General features: G+C 37.2%; 14 protein-coding genes and 1 pseudogene. 6 read left to right on the forward strand and 9 right to left on the reverse strand.

Annotated features, from left to right (window positions below; genetic code table 11):
* Positions 1-120: 120 nt before the first annotated feature.
* From ACLPIE_RS18370 to cpxR, 9 genes are all read right to left on the reverse strand, one after another.
* Positions 121-825, reverse strand: a complete 705-nt coding sequence (locus ACLPIE_RS18370; protein ID WP_430263150.1) for a glycosyltransferase family 2 protein — start codon at positions 823-825, stop codon at positions 121-123.
* Positions 826-840: 15 nt separating this feature from the next.
* Complete coding sequence (locus tag ACLPIE_RS18375) at positions 841-2,007, reverse strand: nucleotide sugar dehydrogenase (RefSeq protein ID WP_430263151.1); 1,167 nt, start codon at positions 2,005-2,007, stop codon at positions 841-843.
* Between the two features lie 19 nt (positions 2,008-2,026).
* On the reverse strand, positions 2,027-3,148 hold the full coding sequence (locus ACLPIE_RS18380) for a glycosyltransferase family 4 protein (RefSeq protein ID WP_430263152.1): 1,122 nt from the start codon (positions 3,146-3,148) through the stop codon (positions 2,027-2,029).
* A 2-nt stretch (positions 3,149-3,150) separates the two neighbouring features.
* Entirely contained in the window at positions 3,151-3,948 is a 798-nt protein-coding gene (locus ACLPIE_RS18385; protein WP_430263153.1) for a glycosyltransferase family 2 protein, read from the reverse strand.
* Entirely contained in the window at positions 3,917-5,197 is a 1,281-nt protein-coding gene (locus ACLPIE_RS18390; protein ID WP_430263154.1) for an O-antigen ligase family protein, read from the reverse strand. Before ACLPIE_RS18390 ends, ACLPIE_RS18385 begins: the two co-directional genes overlap by 32 nt.
* A complete protein-coding gene (locus tag ACLPIE_RS18395; protein ID WP_430263156.1) occupies positions 5,184-5,750 on the reverse strand; it encodes an acyltransferase in 567 nt (188 codons plus the stop codon). The genes ACLPIE_RS18390 and ACLPIE_RS18395 overlap by 14 nt, the downstream gene beginning before the upstream one ends.
* Positions 5,751-6,435: 685 nt before the next feature.
* Positions 6,436-7,875, reverse strand: coding sequence for a capsule assembly Wzi family protein (locus tag ACLPIE_RS18400; protein WP_430263157.1), 1,440 nt, complete (start codon positions 7,873-7,875; stop codon positions 6,436-6,438).
* Positions 7,876-8,359: 484 nt separating this feature from the next.
* The gene (gene cpxA, locus ACLPIE_RS18405) at positions 8,360-9,730 is read right to left on the reverse strand and encodes an envelope stress sensor histidine kinase CpxA (protein WP_430263158.1); all 1,371 of its coding nucleotides are present in this window, start codon (positions 9,728-9,730) and stop codon (positions 8,360-8,362) included.
* A complete protein-coding gene (gene cpxR, locus ACLPIE_RS18410) occupies positions 9,727-10,425 on the reverse strand; it encodes an envelope stress response regulator transcription factor CpxR (RefSeq protein ID WP_430263160.1) in 699 nt (232 codons plus the stop codon). The genes cpxA and cpxR overlap by 4 nt, the downstream gene beginning before the upstream one ends.
* Positions 10,426-10,575: 150 nt before the next feature.
* Here cpxR and ACLPIE_RS18415 point away from each other — a divergent pair, with 150 nt between their 5' ends.
* The 6 genes and pseudogenes from ACLPIE_RS18415 to pfkA all read left to right on the forward strand — a co-directional run bounded on the left by ACLPIE_RS18415 (position 10,576) and on the right by pfkA (position 16,423).
* On the forward strand, positions 10,576-11,145 hold the full coding sequence (locus tag ACLPIE_RS18415; RefSeq protein ID WP_430263161.1) for a Spy/CpxP family protein refolding chaperone: 570 nt from the start codon (positions 10,576-10,578) through the stop codon (positions 11,143-11,145).
* 506 nt (positions 11,146-11,651) lie between these two features.
* The gene (locus tag ACLPIE_RS18420; RefSeq protein ID WP_430263162.1) at positions 11,652-12,233 is read left to right on the forward strand and encodes a HutD/Ves family protein; all 582 of its coding nucleotides are present in this window, start codon (positions 11,652-11,654) and stop codon (positions 12,231-12,233) included.
* Positions 12,234-12,460: 227 nt separating this feature from the next.
* Positions 12,461-13,213 carry a metalloprotease LoiP gene (gene loiP / locus ACLPIE_RS18425; RefSeq protein ID WP_430263163.1) on the forward strand — a complete coding sequence of 251 codons (753 nt, stop codon included), beginning with the start codon at positions 12,461-12,463 and terminating at the stop codon, positions 13,211-13,213.
* Positions 13,214-13,441: 228 nt separating this feature from the next.
* On the forward strand, positions 13,442-14,083 hold the full coding sequence (locus ACLPIE_RS18430; protein ID WP_430263164.1) for a lysophospholipid acyltransferase family protein: 642 nt from the start codon (positions 13,442-13,444) through the stop codon (positions 14,081-14,083).
* Positions 14,080-15,025: pseudogene (locus ACLPIE_RS18435) on the forward strand (phosphatidate cytidylyltransferase). The gene ACLPIE_RS18430 and the pseudogene ACLPIE_RS18435 overlap by 4 nt, the downstream one beginning before the upstream one ends.
* Positions 15,026-15,445: 420 nt before the next feature.
* Positions 15,446-16,423, forward strand: coding sequence for a 6-phosphofructokinase (pfkA, locus tag ACLPIE_RS18440; protein WP_430263165.1), 978 nt, complete (start codon positions 15,446-15,448; stop codon positions 16,421-16,423).
* The last annotated feature ends 173 nt before the right edge of the window (positions 16,424-16,596 follow it).

Consider the following 16,596-nt stretch of genomic DNA (forward strand, 5'->3'; position numbering starts at 1 on the left):
TTGCAGCTCTAGAATTGCAGTCCAGTATTCTCGTTTACTTTGTTGTTCCATAGTCCCTCCAATGAAAAAGCTACTATGGCAAATGACGAGTTTGTTTAGTATGTGTGGTTCATTAACCGCTTACGTTGATTTGAAGATATTAAAGCTCAACTCTTGGCGGTAAAACTTCCATTGGTATTTTGCGGCATCAATTTTATTTTGAGTCATACCCGAGTCGGTACGATAATCAGCAAGTACATAGGGGCAGCAGTAAGCAGTATGACCTTGAGCAAGTATTTTTAACCATAATCCCATATCCTGTCTTTTTCTAATCAATGGCATAAACTGCTTACCTAATATTTTTGTGTCATAGATAGCAGTTAAGCAGCCAATAACGTTACAATAAAGTAGTTCATTGTATGTCACTGTATTTGGTGGGATTACCAGCTTTCCTTTTCCATCTTGTGTAAACTTCTGATATTGAGTATACGAGAGAGGGTGGTTTCCTTTTACCATATACTTTAATTGCGTTTCCAATTTATTTGAGCGCCATAGGTCATCACTATCTAAGAAAGCAATAAATCGACCTTTTGCCGCTTTAATACCCGTATTTCTAGCGACACCTGCCCCACAGTTTTGTTCTAATCTAATAAGTTTGATTCTATTATCACTAAATGAATTAATAATATTAATTGAATTATCTGTAGATAGGTCATCAATAATAATTAACTCAAAGTGAGAATAGGTTTGAGTTAATACAGAATTAATTGAGTCTTTAATATATTGCTCAGCATTATAGCAAGGCATGATAATAGAAACTAATTCTTGGGTTACAATTTCAGACATATTATCACTACTAAGTTAATCATTTCCAAACAAATCTCGAGTATAGACTTTATCCGCTACATCTTCGATTTCAGGTACCATACGGTTAGCGAGAATAATGTCGCATTGGGTTTTGAATTCAGCCAAGTCATTCACCACTTTTGAATGGAAAAAATCAGCTTCTTTCATCACTGGTTCATACACCACAACTTCAATACCTTTAGCTTTGATGCGTTTCATCACGCCTTGCACCGCAGAAGCACGGAAGTTATCAGAGCCCGCTTTCATCACTAAGCGATAAACCCCGACTTTATGCGGCGCTTTGGCGATAATGGCATCCGAAATGAAGTCTTTACGGGTACGGTTAGATTCCACAATGGCGTTAATCAAGTTATTTGGCACGTCATCGTAGTTGGCCAACAATTGCTTGGTATCTTTCGGTAAACAATAACCCCCGTAACCGAATGAAGGGTTGTTATAATGGCTACCAATACGTGGGTCTAAAGAGACGCCCTCAATAATTTGACGGGCATTTAACCCTCGGCTTTCTGCGTAGGTATCGAGCTCGTTAAAGTAGGCGACACGCATCGCTAAGTAGGTGTTAGCAAACAATTTAATGGCTTCGGCTTCCGTACCATCGGTAAACAGCACAGGTACATCTTTCTTAATCGCGCCTTCTAATAGTAAGTCAGCAAAGATTTTCGCACGCTCAGAACGTTCACCCACCACAATGCGAGATGGATACAGGTTATCCCACAATGCACGGCCTTCACGTAAAAATTCAGGAGAGAAAATCACGTTACTGTAGCCATATTCTTCATGTAAACGGGCCGTAAAGCCGACAGGAATGGTGGATTTAACGATAATGGTCGCGGCTGGGTTGATTTCATTCACATCATGAATAACGGACTCGACTGATTTGGTATTGAAATAGTTAGTTTTCGGGTCGTAATCTGTCGGTGTCGCAACAATGACGTACTGAGCCTCTGTGTAGGCATCAACTTTGTCTTCCGTCGCGCGGAAATTCAATGTTTTTTCCGCTAAAAATTGTTCAATTTCGGCGTCAACAATCGGCGATTGCTTATTGTTTAACATCACCACTTTTTCAGGAATGATGTCCACCGCCACGACTTCATGGTGTTGTGACAGTAACATGGCGTTAGATAAGCCGACGTAGCCGGTTCCTGCGATTGCTATTTTCATAGATATAAAATACCCAAAATTATGAGAGGTTATTGAATTTTAGTTTGAAAATTAATGTGTTCCATGAATGTCGATTTGAAAAATCGACATATGAGCCTGATTTACTTTCATCTAAATCAGGCTCATTATTAAATACGTCTGCGAAGCTTTCAGGAGTATTTTTAGGTACATATGTAACTAAACTAGGAAAGTCTTCATAAATGCTTTTAGTGGCGGTGTCTACATTTTCTATATTGCTATCTAATGCAACAATTGGTAAGCCACTACAAGAGGCTTCTAACAAAACTTGTCCAAAAGGTTCATAAGTTGAAGGAAGGCAAAATACATCACTAATACTATAAAAGCTTTCAGGGTTTAATGTTTTGTCAAAAATATAAACTCTATCATCTAGGTTGTTAATTTTAATAAACTCTTGATATGAGGTTAGTTCATTACCACTCCCTACAAGTATTAATATGTGATCATTATTAACGAGAGGCATAGCTTGGAGTATGGTATGAAAATTTTTTATTTTTACGAACCGACCAATACATAAGATGATTCTTTTTTCTAGAGGAATATGTAGTTCTCTCTTTAAAATCTTCTTGTCTTCTGCTGATATTTTATGGAATCTTTTTGTATCAACACCTGGTGATATTAACTCTATATTTTTATTCTTAACAATGCTGGAAATTTGATCTTTCATTGACTTGCTAAATACAAAAATATTTTTGCTATTTTTAAAGGCTGCTTTTTCAAATTGGCAGTGAATTAAGTACTTAATTTTTTGTATTATATTAAAGTTAGTCTTGTTCTGGTATTTATAGACCCCTGGTACAATGAAGTTATATTTATGACAATTTAATAAGCTTAAAGCTAATGATGTTACAGTGCTTCTACTTATAATTATATTATAACTTGATAGATCTGATTTTTTTAATAGTTTAATTAGATTTATAAAACCTAGCCCTAATTTTCCTTGCTTGTATCTGGTTACTTTTGCTCCAAACATGTATTCGATTGGTTTAAGTGTGAAGTTATCACTCGCTACTATATCAACCTCCCAACCTTGTTTAGATAATTCTTCACTTATACTTCTAAACGAATTTTCTACTCCGCCAATATTAGGATAAAAAGAGGTGTTAATTAATAATGCTTTCATGGCTATTTATACTCTCTTTTTGTAATTAAGGATATAGCATTAGTGAAACTGTGAATGGAATCAAATTTTTTTATGTTTTTAAATAAGTAAATAATATATAATAAACTACCATTGAATTTACCAAATATCCTTTTGAAACAGAGCAATCTAGATATGAAAGCATTTTTATTATTGAAAATGTTGCCACTCGATTCCACTGGATGATACCCAATGGAAATAGGTATATAATAACCATCAATTCCTGACTTGATGAAATTAGACAAAAAAACAGGCTCATCACATAAAAAATATTTACTTCCAGCTCCCATATCTTCAGGGAATGTAATTGATAAGTTTGTTAATAGTGCTTTTTTGCAAGATATTTGAATTGTGCCGATGCTTAAAATTGTAAGTAATGTATGTTTGAAACTATTATCTTTGAATTTTTTAGATTTGATCTTTTTTATATCTTCAGTGTATGCAAATGTGAGAAAGCCTGCATGAATATTTTCTCTGTATGCATTTAAGATGTTTTTTTGAATATCACCATTGTATATGACATCATCATCACAGAAAAGTAAGATTTCACCAGTTGATTTGGCTATTGCTAAGTTTCTACTTTTAGTAACGCCTTTATCATTAGAAGAAAAGTAACGAATATCTTTCCTATTATTTAATAAATCTATATGCTTTTGATATTCATGCGGGGCTCTGGTTTGATGTATTATTATTATCTCAGTATTATAGTGTGCTTCTGGTAGATGTTCAATTAATGAAATTAACCTATCATCATAAGTTGCGTATAGCATGCTTAGTTTCATCTTTATCTCTTGGGTTGGCGGCTAGTTGATAACATACAAATATAATTGAGGAGATCCAGGAAAAATGAGTTGTAGTATATTCTGACCGATATATAGATGTAATAAGTAAGCTTAGGAATAAAAATAAAGCGATGGTGCCATATTTATTATTCCTAGCAGAGCGATTAAGACTTAAAAATAATAGGAAGAATCCAAAAGAAAAACAAAAAAGACCTATTAGACCAGAATCCCATAATATATCAATGTAAAGGCTATTTGATACCGAGAAATTTATATTGTAATTGTTATTCGCTAATTCATTAAATAATTGTAATGTATTGACTCCGTGTCCAAATAGTAAATTAAGGAAACCTGAGTTGAAAATTTCATATATAATGGTGGAATAAATATATGTTCTGCTGGATTCACCATTCATTTCATTTAGTAATTTATTGGTAAAATAATTTTCTTGCAATGTTAGATAGTAAATAAGGGAAAGTAAAGAAGTTAATAGTATGATTGTTGTAATTAACTTTGTTAATTTATTTCGCCCAATAAATATAAATAAAAGAATCGATATTAATGCGAAGTGGATATATGCACCAGTTGAATAAGTTTTATATATAAGAAAGATGCTAAATATAACATAAAAATATAGTGTGCTTCTTTTTAGAAAAAGAAACGAAAGTAAAAAAGACTCAATTAGTATAGGGGCATAAAAATTTGGCTCTCTAGCTATAGATGTGATTCTTATACCAAGGCTCTGTTGTATTTCGTAGGATGCTCCGTATATGTATGAACGTGTTTCTATAAATGGTAAATTATAATGATGAGCTAAAATTTGGTAAATAGCGATGACGGCAAATATAATAGTTGAAAAAAAAGCGATTTTAAGAAAATTAAGTAGTTTTCTAACTTCTTGATTGTGAATCCAAGTTGAGATACAGATTAAAATTATTAACGTTAATGATATAGTACTTAATCTAGATAATAGATTTGTTAAGTGATTTTCTGATGTTATATCTGATAAAGAAATTAATGTGCTAAACAGACCGATTAAGCTAAATGCGAGGTATGAAAAAATAAATATTTTATTAACTCTATTGGTATGAGTTTTTTTTTTATTTATTGATATTAGAAAGAATAAAAATGAAAATAATATAACGCAAAATATCAAGTTATAAGAGTCAAGAAATGTTGTTGATAATGGTCCTATAAATGCAAATGTATATACAATAAAATCGGTAGGGTTAACTTTAAAAGTTTTCATTTTCATGTTCATAAATTGTTTTATATTTGTCTATATAGCTCTCTATGGATTTTATTTTTTGGGCTGGATTTCCGGCATAGACACTGTTACCTTCTAAGTTTCTTGAAACCACAGAGCCTGCAGCAACGATAACGTTATCACCAATATTTACACCAGGCAAAATAATAGTCCCGACCCCTATAAATACATTATTTCCAACATGAATAGGTTTACGATATGATTTTCTTGAGCCTTTCAAGTACACATTGTTTTTTAAAACTAATTCTTTCAAAAATAATGTTGGGGATGCATCATGCCCAATAAAGGTTGCTCCAGTGATTGTACAATTATCGCCTATATGAAAAAAATCACCTTTATTGCTGTGAGAGAATTTTGTATTATAGATAATGGTGTTTTTCCCTATTAATACATTATTCATCTTCAGAAGTTTTTTTTCTAAATTATATAGACGAAATCGTATGTAGTCATCGATGGAGTTAAATTTTGGTGAAATGTGTAGTAGTGTGCGCAATATAATTTTCTCAATTTTTAAAAATAATTTATTTATTTTCATATTTCCTCTTTGTTTTAGGTCATGATAGATATTTCACAATGGTCAGCTGTATATTGATAATTGAGTAAAATATAGGATAAATAAAGCCGGAGATAAATGATTTTATAGCATAGCTACCGCACTGGGTTATCGGGTCCCAGAGCACCATTGAATTTGTAAATGCATACTTATTAATTGAAAACGTTAGAGTTTTTGCTATCGCGATCAATTGATAAGCATGGCTTATTGTTTTTTGACCGCCAAAGGGTATTCCTGATGGCTTGTGTGGTCAAGTAAAAGCGCCTAATAATACCACTAAATATATCCAGTGACTATCGTAGTGATAGTCTTAGAGAATAGTCTTAATAAGAGTGTCAATAGAATAAATTATTTTAAATTATCAGGTTATAATACTATTGTTGCACTCTACGCGCTATTAAATATTTAAGTTAAGTTACTCCTTATATATCATTGTCTTTTATATAGACAGAATAAGTGTGTAATCAAAAGATATTTGTATTCACACCAATTCTGAGTATAAATAGATGATTAGATTGTTTGATTGATTACTTTAATTAACCGAAAAAAAAATAGGATTCATTTACCTGATATAGCTTTTCCTTGAAATAAGGATATTTATGATAAAAACGGATTATGCGCAAAACATAATCCGTTTTCTTTGTTGTTTAGGTATTATCTATGGGGATTACCACTTAAATGGCACGTTTACCGTTACTGCAGCGCCTAAATCATTGCGTGTTTCGTAATCAGTTTTAGAAATCCAAAATTTGGCATCAGTACTGATATCATTTTCAAAGTTATGCCACCAACCTAAATCAGCACCTTTAATGGTTTCAGATTTAGGGAATAGTTTGTTGCCATCAAAGTTAGATTTATTCACTTTCGCATACATTAAACGAGTACTGACGCGGTTATCATCATCAAGAGTATATTCCACTTTGGTGGTGAGCATACGGCCATCACCGCCCATGGCATGACCTAGCGCTGCACCTTGCTGATAGTAACCATCTTTATAAATAAAGTGCCGATACATAACGTTATCTTTATCCCATGTACTATGGGTATTAGCACCTTCAAGATACCAATTTAGAGGTTGTCCCCACAGGGTGTGGTAACCCTCAATCCCACCCATAAATGCATTTTGTGATGGGAAGAAATTATTAACATCTTCCCCAACTACTTGGCCATAAAGACTGACAGGTAAGTCAATTAATGGGTAAAGTTTTAATTTGAAATCTAAGCCAGCCAGTTGGTTACCTGGATCTTTGTTGCGGTCACCTGTGTTATCATCACCTTTAGCGGCATCCCAGAATGAGTTCCAGTTATTTGGTCGCCCATCTCCACCCCACATAATGACGCGAGAACCACCGAGTTCAAAGAAATTAGTCGGATTCATGGTCATACGCAGCCCAAAGAGCTTGGTTTCAGGGACTGCAGCATATTGTTTAATCTGCCCAGCGGTTAATTGATACTGCCATGAGCCAATCCAAGAAAGCCAAGGGGTTTCAAATGGGCTTTGGTCTGCACGTTGAATTAAGAATCCTGTCACAGGGCGGGCTGCATCGGTACGAATTAAGCTACCATCATGGCCGGGTCCCCACCATTGCGGGATTTCACCAAAGGTCACCCACTGGTTCCAAATTTTGACACCACCGTATGAGCCATTCAGGTTATAGTCTGAGCCGTTTTCAACGCGTAGTGCGCGTTCGCCATTAGCGGTGAGGTTTAAATCGATATCGTCAGTGCTATAGTTACCGGAAACCGTGTATCGAATGTCACTTTTTTCACTTTGAGCAAAACCTTGCGGCATAGAATTGTGGCTAGATGCGAAGTGAGTTTCTAATTGAACGCTATTCTTAGTGCGGTTTAGGTTCTTTTTAACGCGTTGAATAATCGCTTCTTGTTCGCTATTGGTGATATTGGCATTGTTTAAAGAGCGGGTGATCTCTTCTTGAGATAATGGCCAAGTTGATAAGCTAATTTGAATAACATTACGTTCAGAAAGCCATGCAAGGTCGCTACGTAAGTTATTGTTTGGCAGGACTAATCCCCCCGCAATGCTGTGTGTACTTATCGCGCCTAGTACAGCAAACATCGCTAGCTTGGTAAGCTTGAATTTTTTCATTGATAAATCCATTTGAAGTTGAGTTCGCCTAATATTGAACAGGTTAATAAATTAAAAACCTATAAATTGAATCGATTTAAAACATGATTATTATCAGTACATATTATAAGTATCTTGATTTGAACTGAATTGGGCTTCTGTGCCTTCTTATCATGTTTTAATTACTACACATTAATTAAGAAAAATAGAATATCAGATTAATAAGTTAGGTATAGAAAGGGGTAACACATTCAGAAATAGAGTTATGTTTATTTTTTAAAGTTTATATTTCAAAAATACAACATACCCGTGTCAATTATTCTTATGTTTCTCAGTATTTGTTAAGAAAAAAGAGTTATCTATTGGTGCGGTGTTTAGGGATTATTGCTTTTAGAATGAATATAGGAATATTCTATACCAAACAGGTTTACATTGACTTTGCATATAGATATAGAAAAGCCTTCTTTATAAATAGAAGGCTTTTAGTGAGTTAGGCAAAACGAGGCTAGCGGCCGTGCTCAGGTAACCAAATTTGTAACCTTAAACCGCCAAGTGGGCTATCATCAGCTTTAACCCAACCTTTATGCTGTGTAATAGCAGTTTCAACAATCGCTAATCCTAATCCTGTTCCGCCAGTTTCTCGGTCTCGTGCTTCATCAGTACGATAGAATGGACGGAAAATATGTTCACGGTCAGCTGGGCTAACACCTGGACCATCATCATCGACAGTGATTAGGATACCGTTGTTTTCTTCTTTAAAATCAACAGCAATATGTGTATTTGAATAACGTAATGCGTTACGTACAATATTTTCAAACGCACTGCCGACTGCGGATGGGTTGCAGTATAGTGGCCAAGAGCCTGGATGAGAGGTGACATCTAGCGTCTTGTTCATCTGCTCAGCTTCAAAGCTGGCATCGTCTAAGATATCTCCCCAAAGCTCGTCAGCTTTAATATTTTCACGCAGGATCTCATTTTTGTGCTGACTGCGAGAAAGAACGAGTAAATCATTGATCATACTGTCTAAACGGTGCGTTTCGGTCTCAATACGTTCCAGCTCTTTACTTTCTCCATGTCGACGACGTAATAGCGCGGTAGCTAACTGTAACCGCGTGAGTGGGGTACGCAATTCATGTGAAATGTCAGAGATTAAACGTTGTTGAGCGCTAACCATGCCGTCGAGTGCGCTGATCATCTGGTTAAAACTGTTCCCCGCAGAGAGGAATTCTTGTGGCCCGGCTTCAAGTTCAGGGTGAGGGCGTAAATTCCCTTTCGCGACATCGTCTGCTGCCATTTTTAATTTACGGGCAGGACGGGCGAGGCTCCAAGATAGCCATAATAGCAATGGCGCACTGATTAACATCGTGGCAATCAGTAGTAAGAATGGCCTATCAAACAATAAGTTAATAAAGTCAGATTGTGGACTGCTTGCTGGACGAACTAAATACAGCTGATAGTGGTCTTCCCCATCTCGGATAGAGAATGGGCCTAGAATTTCGGCTCGACCGTATTTTTTCTTTTTAGGGTGGTCTGCGTTATCAGACTGCCCAATGAAGTTACGAATAACTTGCATTTCACTTGGCATTGCACCAATCACACGGCCTTCACTGGTGACAATAATGAGTCGCTGGCCGGGAGGAGCCCATTTTTTGATGGCATTAGAGATACGCCGCCACCAAAGTAAGTCATTCATCGGCGCTTGTGCGAGTTCTGCTTCTATATGTTGCTCAAGCATTTCTCCTTGGCGTTGTTCACTTTCCATTAAAACAGTGATTTGCCGTGAGTCGAGCTTGGGCACCATCAGCACTAGCATTAATACTAGTGCGAGGGTAAACCAGAAAATTGCAAATATCCTTGCGGTTAAACTGTTGATCATGTGGCAGAAACCATTAAGTACCCGCGACCACGTAGAGTTTTAAACCACGGTTGGCCATCAGTACGTTCCGGAAGTTTGCGGCGTAAGTTGGAAATATGCATATCAATAGCACGGTCGAACGGTGTTAAGCGCTTCCCAAGGACTTCTTGGCTAAGGTGCTCACGAGAAACCACTTGGCCTAGGTGCTGTGCGAGTAGATATAACAACGTAAATTCAGTACCGGTTAAGTCCAAAATTTCATCATCAAAGCTGGCTTCTTGGCGACCTGGGTTAAGTTGCAGTTTATCAACTTGTAAAACAGGGGTATTGCTATTGTCCCCTTGAGTTTGCTCGCTCCAGTTAGAACGGCGTAATAAAGCGCGAATGCGTGCGACCAGTTCACGGTCATTGAACGGTTTTGGCAAATAGTCATCTGCACCTAATTCTAAGCCCAATACTTTATCAAGCTCGCTGCCCCGAGCCGTTAACATTATGACGGGAGTTTGGTGTAATTGGCGCAATTCTTTTAATGTCTCAATACCATTTTTTTTCGGCATCATGACATCAAGTAATAGCAGGTCAATGGATGAGTCTATTTGTTGCAATGCCTGTTCACCATCATAGGCGATGACAACATTGAAACCTTCCATTTCCAGCAGTTCTTTTAATAGCGACGTGAGTTCACGGTCGTCATCAACTAATAGGATTTTATGCATTTTTTAAGTCCTCCAACTGCCAAAATACGATAACAATCTGCACGATTCCATGACTTTACGTTCTTTTACATGCTCTGACGCTAGTTTGCAGCCATAGGTGTATATTTGTTCACATTGAATCACGAGCACAGTTCGGAGACAAGGTGTCAAATGCTGAGAACAACGCATAGCAAAGTACATAATACAGTACATAAAACTGCAATGTTAGTTTTAGCTTCTGCATTTGTGTTCGGGCCAACAGTTGCTTTCGCAGAAGTTTCGCAAAGCCCTGCAAGTGAAAGTTCAACGCCTTTGATGTTACAAATGCAAGCTGAGACTCCGGCATCGACGGCTCATGCCGTTGTGCCATTTCAACATAATGAAATGTTTAGCAGCGAAGAACGTGCAAGTACTTTTATGTTTAATGGTATCACGTTAAATGAAAAACAGCGTCAGCAATTGCGTGATTTAATGGCAACACAGCGCCACTATCATGTTGATAACGCAGCTGTAGCCCAAGAGCGAGAGGCGTTACACAAATTAATTATAGCGGATAGCTTTGATGATAAAGCAGTTCGTGAGCAACTTGAAAGAAGAATGCAAAAAGAGCTGGAACAACGTGTTGAAATGGCACGAATTCACCATGAATTATACCAGTTATTAACACCGGAACAGAAAACAGAGCTTGAGCATATTCATCAACAAAAAATGGCTGAATATCAAGCAATGCAGTTTCAGTAAAGCCTGCAATAGTAATGCAGCTAGTTAGTTTCATATCTTGAGTTCTAAAGTAAGTAGTGAAGTAGCAATAAGTGAAGTTTTTCCTTGCCATAGACACCATCCCTGTCTTTTATAGCCCCTATTAGGGGCTTTTTTTTCAATAAGTCATATCTTCAATCTTTTAAAAACAGCAAGTTATAAACTTTCAAAAGGCGATGAAAGTTCATCAAAGTTCGTAGCGGTGGACGGAAAGTGGACAGTAGCCTACCTCGAGTTAATTGTTTTGGATTGGGAAATGCGATGAATTCACCATATAATTCATAATAAGAATCACAGTGAACGAGTATGGTTTTATTGGTTGGATAGATTATATCCCAAATCAATAAAAAATCAGGTTGTATGTGGCATTCATGGTAAGAGCTACAATTTTAAACTGGTTTTTAAAAAGACATTTTTTCTTGAAAGTCTGCTATTTTTATCTTTCTTTCTCACTATAAAAAAGTATCCACTAAAGAATGGTTAACCTTATGGCTCAGATATTAACGATGCAAGATTATCGCAATATGCCTTGGAAAAACGGCCAAGGATCGACACTTGAATTGGCGCGGAGCCATGGTGAGGGGTTAGATGATTTTGATTGGCGAGTGTCAATAGCAGATGTTAAAACGGCAGGATCGTTTTCTTTTTTTCAAAAGCGGCAACGTATTATTGGCGTATTGGAAGGAAAAGGACTTATTTTGCATGTTGATAAGAAACCTGCGGTGACATTAAAGCAAAAAGAGTTTTTTGCTTTTAATGGGGAAAGCGAAGTTTACGCAGAACTCGTTCAAGGCGCAATTCGTGATTTTAATCTCATCTATAACCCCGAAAAATATCAAGCTCGATTACAGTGGGTGGATTCCGCGCTCATTAATACTTGGGTGAGTGGAGCAAGTGAGATCTTAATTTTTAATATTACGCCCAATACGAGTATTAATATCAATTCAGCTTCCTTTTGTTTAAAGCCATTTGATACTTTACTAATCCGAGAGAATCGGGAAGTCCTACAATTTATTGTTGAGAATAATACCAGAAATGATTTTTGTATTATTGAACTATTTATTAAATAGTTAGGGTGATATTTGGCCATTGCTCTAATGGCCATTTGCATGCAATCTATATGTATTTATTACTGGAATAATATTCTGTCTATTTTGCAATTTTAATAAAAACGTTATCAAATTCATATATTGGGTAATTATGGCTTTATTCCTATTGTTATTTTTCGCAGAATTTATAGTCTTTAGCGTCATTAAAAAATAATACCTATATATTAATATTAAAGGAAAAATGTTCTATGAAGATGAAAGCGCTTGTGGCAGTTGCTGTTTCTGCTGTTATTTTAACGGGTTGTAAAAATTTAGACCAAGGGATGTTAACAAATTCAGGCATGCAATTATTGCAAGCTGCGACACTGAGTGACTCAGATGTTAAACAATTAAGCGACCAATCTTGTAAAGAAATGGATGCGCAAAATAAGATTGCCCCAGCTTCGAGCAAGTACTCGAAACGTTTAGACAAAATTGCAAAAGCGCTGGGTAATGAAGTTGGTGGTACTCCAGTAAACTATAAAGTTTACCTGACCAGTGATGTGAACGCATGGGCAATGGCAAATGGTTGTGTGCGTGTATATAGCGGTCTGATGGATGTAATGAACGATAATGAAGTTGAAGGCGTTCTGGGCCATGAAATGGGTCATGTGGCATTAGGCCATACGCGTAAAGCAATGCAAGTTGCTTATACAGCGGTTGCAGCACGTACTGCCGCAGCGTCAGCGGGCGGTCTTGCAGAACAACTGAGCACATCACAATTAGCTGCTCTGGGCGAAAAACTGGTGAATTCTCAGTTCTCTCAGCACCAAGAAAGTGAAGCGGACAATTTCTCTTATGATCTACTGAAAAAACGTGGTGTGAAAACTGACGGTTTAGTGACTGCCTTTGAGAAATTAGCAAAAATGGGTGGCCAAGAGACAAGCATGTTTGATTCTCACCCACCTTCAAGTGAGCGTGCACAAAATATCCGTGACCGTATCGCTGCAGACAAAAAATAATACTTAATTATTTACAGTTTGCTTGGTGTAGTAATATCTATAAGGTATTACTACACCAATTGCCTATTATTTGCTATCTATCTCATTATCCCCTTTCTTATATTTAGAAATCAGAACTTATCCCGTTGAACTCCCAGAACTGACTCTCTATCTTAATTATTAAACGATATTCAGGTTTTTTTCATAATTTTGCTGTTTTAGTTTGATAAACCATAAGCAAGGAAAAAAATGGAAAAAGTGCAAAAAGTTTCTCTTCTTGCGAAGGGGATGGGCATGCTGTTATCGGGAACTTGCCGTTTATTAACTGGGGTTCGCACCCGTTGGGTTGGATGTCAACCATCGATGACATCACGTATTTACTATGCCAATCATTCGAGTCATCTGGATGGGTTAGTAATATGGTCAGGGTTGCCACCTTTAATGCGCCATTTTGTTCACCCTGTTGCTGCAAAAGATTATTGGGATAAAACGCCATTTCGTCGATACTTGGTTAATAAGGTTTTTCGTGCAGTATTGGTCGACAGAAAAGGGAATAAGCCAATACAACATAATATATTAGAACCTTTAGAATCCGTATTGGATGCCCAGCACTCGCTGATCTTCTTTCCTGAAGGAACTCGAGGTGATGGTGAAAAAATCAGTCAATTCAAAAGTGGTTTATATCATCTCGCCAAAAAATACCCCCATGTTGAGGTTGTTCCTGTGTATCTAGAAAATTTAAACCGCGTGTTACCAAAGGGCTCGAAGTTAGTTGTACCGATAATTTGTTCTGCAATGGTAGGAAAGCCATTGTCGTTTTTGATGGAAAATGAAAGTAAAACCGTATTCTTGCAGCGAGCAAAAGAAGCGCTTGAGGAGCTAATGCCATGAGTTTTTGGGATAGTGAGTTAGCGCTATTATTATTTGGTGTGTTTGGTATTCTGGTTTTTGCTAGTGTGATAGGGGGCGTTTTAGCTTATCGTTATTCAGGGGAAAAAAGTAACCCAACGATTGATAACCTGAATGCACGTATACGTGCATGGTGGGTTATGTGTATTGTGTGTGTTCTCGCCGTAGTGATAGGTAATATCGGTGTGGTGATCTTATTCGCCTTGATATCATTTTTTGCATTACGTGAGTTTATTACGCTAACTCCAACGCGTAGGAGCGATCATGAAGCGCTGTTTTGGTGTTTCTTTATTTTTATTCCGCTGCAATATGTATTAGTGGGGATCGAGTGGTACGGGTTATTTTCGATTTTTGTTCCTGTTTTTGTGTTTCTTTTTTTACCGACCCGTATTGCGCTTGCTGGGGATACCTTTCATTTCCTTGAACGTACAGCAAAAATTCAGTGGGGCATGTTAGTTGCTGTTTTTTTGTTTGAGTCATGTGCCTGCTTTGCTGATGTTAAATATCGAAGGGTATGAAGGGGAAAATGTAAAACTATTACTGTTCCTGATCATCGTGACACAGATTTCAGATGTACTTCAGTATGTCTTTGGTAAATTAATAGGTAAACGGCCGATTGTGCCGAAACTAAGTCCAAATAAAACTATTGAAGGTTTTGTGGGGGGGATTTTATCGTCTGTACTCATTGGGATTTGTCTTTATTGGGTGACCCCATTTAGCTGGTGGATTGCTGGTCTGATGTCATTCGCAATCACTATAATGGGTTTTGTAGGAGGCTTATGTATGTCAGCTATTAAACGAGATAGTGGAATTAAAGATTTTGGGGCAATCATTGAAGGACATGGTGGAATGTTAGACCGAATTGACTCACTGTGTTTTGCTGCCCCCATTTTTTTTCATTTAACGCGTTATTACTATACTTAAGCGTATTTTGTTTTCGTTTTTGTTCGTTTATTAAAATAAGCACTAAATGAGCACTAAATGGTGCTTTTCTTTTATTTTGTAGATACAGCATAGGTGGAATTTAAGTGTTATCATCAGCCCTTAATTTTTACCTCAAATTAAAATGCGCGGTACTAACCGTACGCATTAGCAGCTGTGTGAATACTTTTTCCTAGCTGAAATATTTACCTGTTGGGTTCATTCACTAGAATTATGTAAACTGGATCACAATAAAACATAAAATCTTGATTGAAAGCAGAGGCATAATCATTACTTTACCGTATTATGCCTGTAGTTGAATCAATTCAGCAGAAGTTATTGTGCGCAATGAGCGCCAAAAAATTGAGCCGCTTAATGGTTTTTACAGATTTGCAATTTTATATTCATTAATCAGAGGTCATCATGGTCAAGCAGATTAAAAGAATTGGGGTTTTAACGAGCGGTGGTGATGCACCGGGAATGAATGCTGCGATCCGCGGTGTAGTACGCGCAGCATTAGGTGAAGGTTTAGAAGTCATGGGGATTTTTGATGGATATCTTGGCCTGTACGAAAACCGCATGAAGCAATTAGACCGCTATAGCGTGTCGGATATGATTAACCGTGGTGGCACATTCTTAGGTTCGGCTCGTTTCCCTCAATTTCGTGACGAAAAAGTACGTGCTATCGCATTCGAAAATCTGAAAAAAAACCATATTGATGCGTTAGTGGTTATCGGAGGTGACGGTTCTTACCTTGGTGCGAAATCACTCACAGAGGCTGGATTCCCCTGTATAGGTTTACCGGGCACGATTGATAATGACGTAGCGGGTACTGACTACACTATCGGTTATTTTACTGCGCTTGAAACCGTTGTTGAGGCGATTGACCGCTTACGTGATACATCAACTTCCCATAAACGTATTTCTATCGTAGAAGTGATGGGACGTTATTGCGGCGATCTCACTTTATCTGCGGCGATTGCAGGTGGGTGTGAATTTTTAGTATTGCCCGAGCAGGAAATGGCGTTTGACCGCGAGGAATTGTTGTCTGAAATTAAACGTGGCATCGAAAAAGGGAAGCGTCACGCTATAGTTGCTATCACTGAACACGTTTGTGATGTTAGTGAATTAGCTAGATATATTGAGCAAGAAACGCATCACGAAACCCGTGCAACAGTGCTTGGTCACATTCAACGTGGTGGCTCACCGGTTGCTTATGACCGTATCTTAGCCTCGCGTATGGGGGCATACTCTATTCAGCTATTGCTAGAAGGCTATGGCGGTCGCTGTGTGGGTATTCAAAATGAGAAATTAGTGCACCATGATATTATTGACGCTGTAATGAATATGAAGCGGGCCTTTAAGAAAGATTGGTTTGATACAGCGAAAAAACTGTACTAATCCGTCTATAATTGCAAATCTCTCCTGCATAGTGCTTTGTTGCTATGCAGGTTTGATTTAGTATCCCACCAAATGTTCTATTCATATATTCCTCGTAAGTATAAGTTTTTCTTTTTAATTATTTCCCGTGATTGATTCTATCTGTCAGCCTTGCTTTATCTTAAATTTGGCGA

Source organism: Providencia sp. Me31A (assembly GCF_050487165.1).
Taxonomy (GTDB): Bacteria; Pseudomonadota; Gammaproteobacteria; order Enterobacterales; family Enterobacteriaceae; genus Providencia.

Excerpts from the sequence above, each read along its gene's own strand:
- ACLPIE_RS18370 (WP_430263150.1), bottom strand. The coding sequence starts at position 825 with ATGTCTGAAATTGTAACCCAAGAATTAGTTTCTATTATCATGCCTTGC.
- ACLPIE_RS18375 (WP_430263151.1), bottom strand. The coding sequence starts at position 2,007 with ATGAAAATAGCAATCGCAGGAACCGGCTACGTCGGCTTATCTAACGCC.
- ACLPIE_RS18380 (WP_430263152.1), bottom strand. The coding sequence starts at position 3,148 with ATGAAAGCATTATTAATTAACACCTCTTTTTATCCTAATATTGGCGGA.
- ACLPIE_RS18385 (WP_430263153.1), bottom strand. The coding sequence starts at position 3,948 with ATGAAACTAAGCATGCTATACGCAACTTATGATGATAGGTTAATTTCA.
- ACLPIE_RS18390 (WP_430263154.1), bottom strand. The coding sequence starts at position 5,197 with ATGAAAACTTTTAAAGTTAACCCTACCGATTTTATTGTATATACATTT.
- ACLPIE_RS18395 (WP_430263156.1), bottom strand. The coding sequence starts at position 5,750 with ATGAAAATAAATAAATTATTTTTAAAAATTGAGAAAATTATATTGCGC.
- ACLPIE_RS18400 (WP_430263157.1), bottom strand. The coding sequence starts at position 7,875 with ATGAAAAAATTCAAGCTTACCAAGCTAGCGATGTTTGCTGTACTAGGC.
- cpxA (WP_430263158.1), bottom strand. The coding sequence starts at position 9,730 with ATGATCAACAGTTTAACCGCAAGGATATTTGCAATTTTCTGGTTTACC.
- cpxR (WP_430263160.1), bottom strand. The coding sequence starts at position 10,425 with ATGCATAAAATCCTATTAGTTGATGACGACCGTGAACTCACGTCGCTA.
- ACLPIE_RS18415 (WP_430263161.1), top strand. The coding sequence starts at position 10,576 with ATGCTGAGAACAACGCATAGCAAAGTACATAATACAGTACATAAAACT.
- ACLPIE_RS18420 (WP_430263162.1), top strand. The coding sequence starts at position 11,652 with ATGGCTCAGATATTAACGATGCAAGATTATCGCAATATGCCTTGGAAA.
- loiP (WP_430263163.1), top strand. The coding sequence starts at position 12,461 with ATGAAGATGAAAGCGCTTGTGGCAGTTGCTGTTTCTGCTGTTATTTTA.
- ACLPIE_RS18430 (WP_430263164.1), top strand. The coding sequence starts at position 13,442 with ATGGAAAAAGTGCAAAAAGTTTCTCTTCTTGCGAAGGGGATGGGCATG.
- pfkA (WP_430263165.1), top strand. The coding sequence starts at position 15,446 with ATGGTCAAGCAGATTAAAAGAATTGGGGTTTTAACGAGCGGTGGTGAT.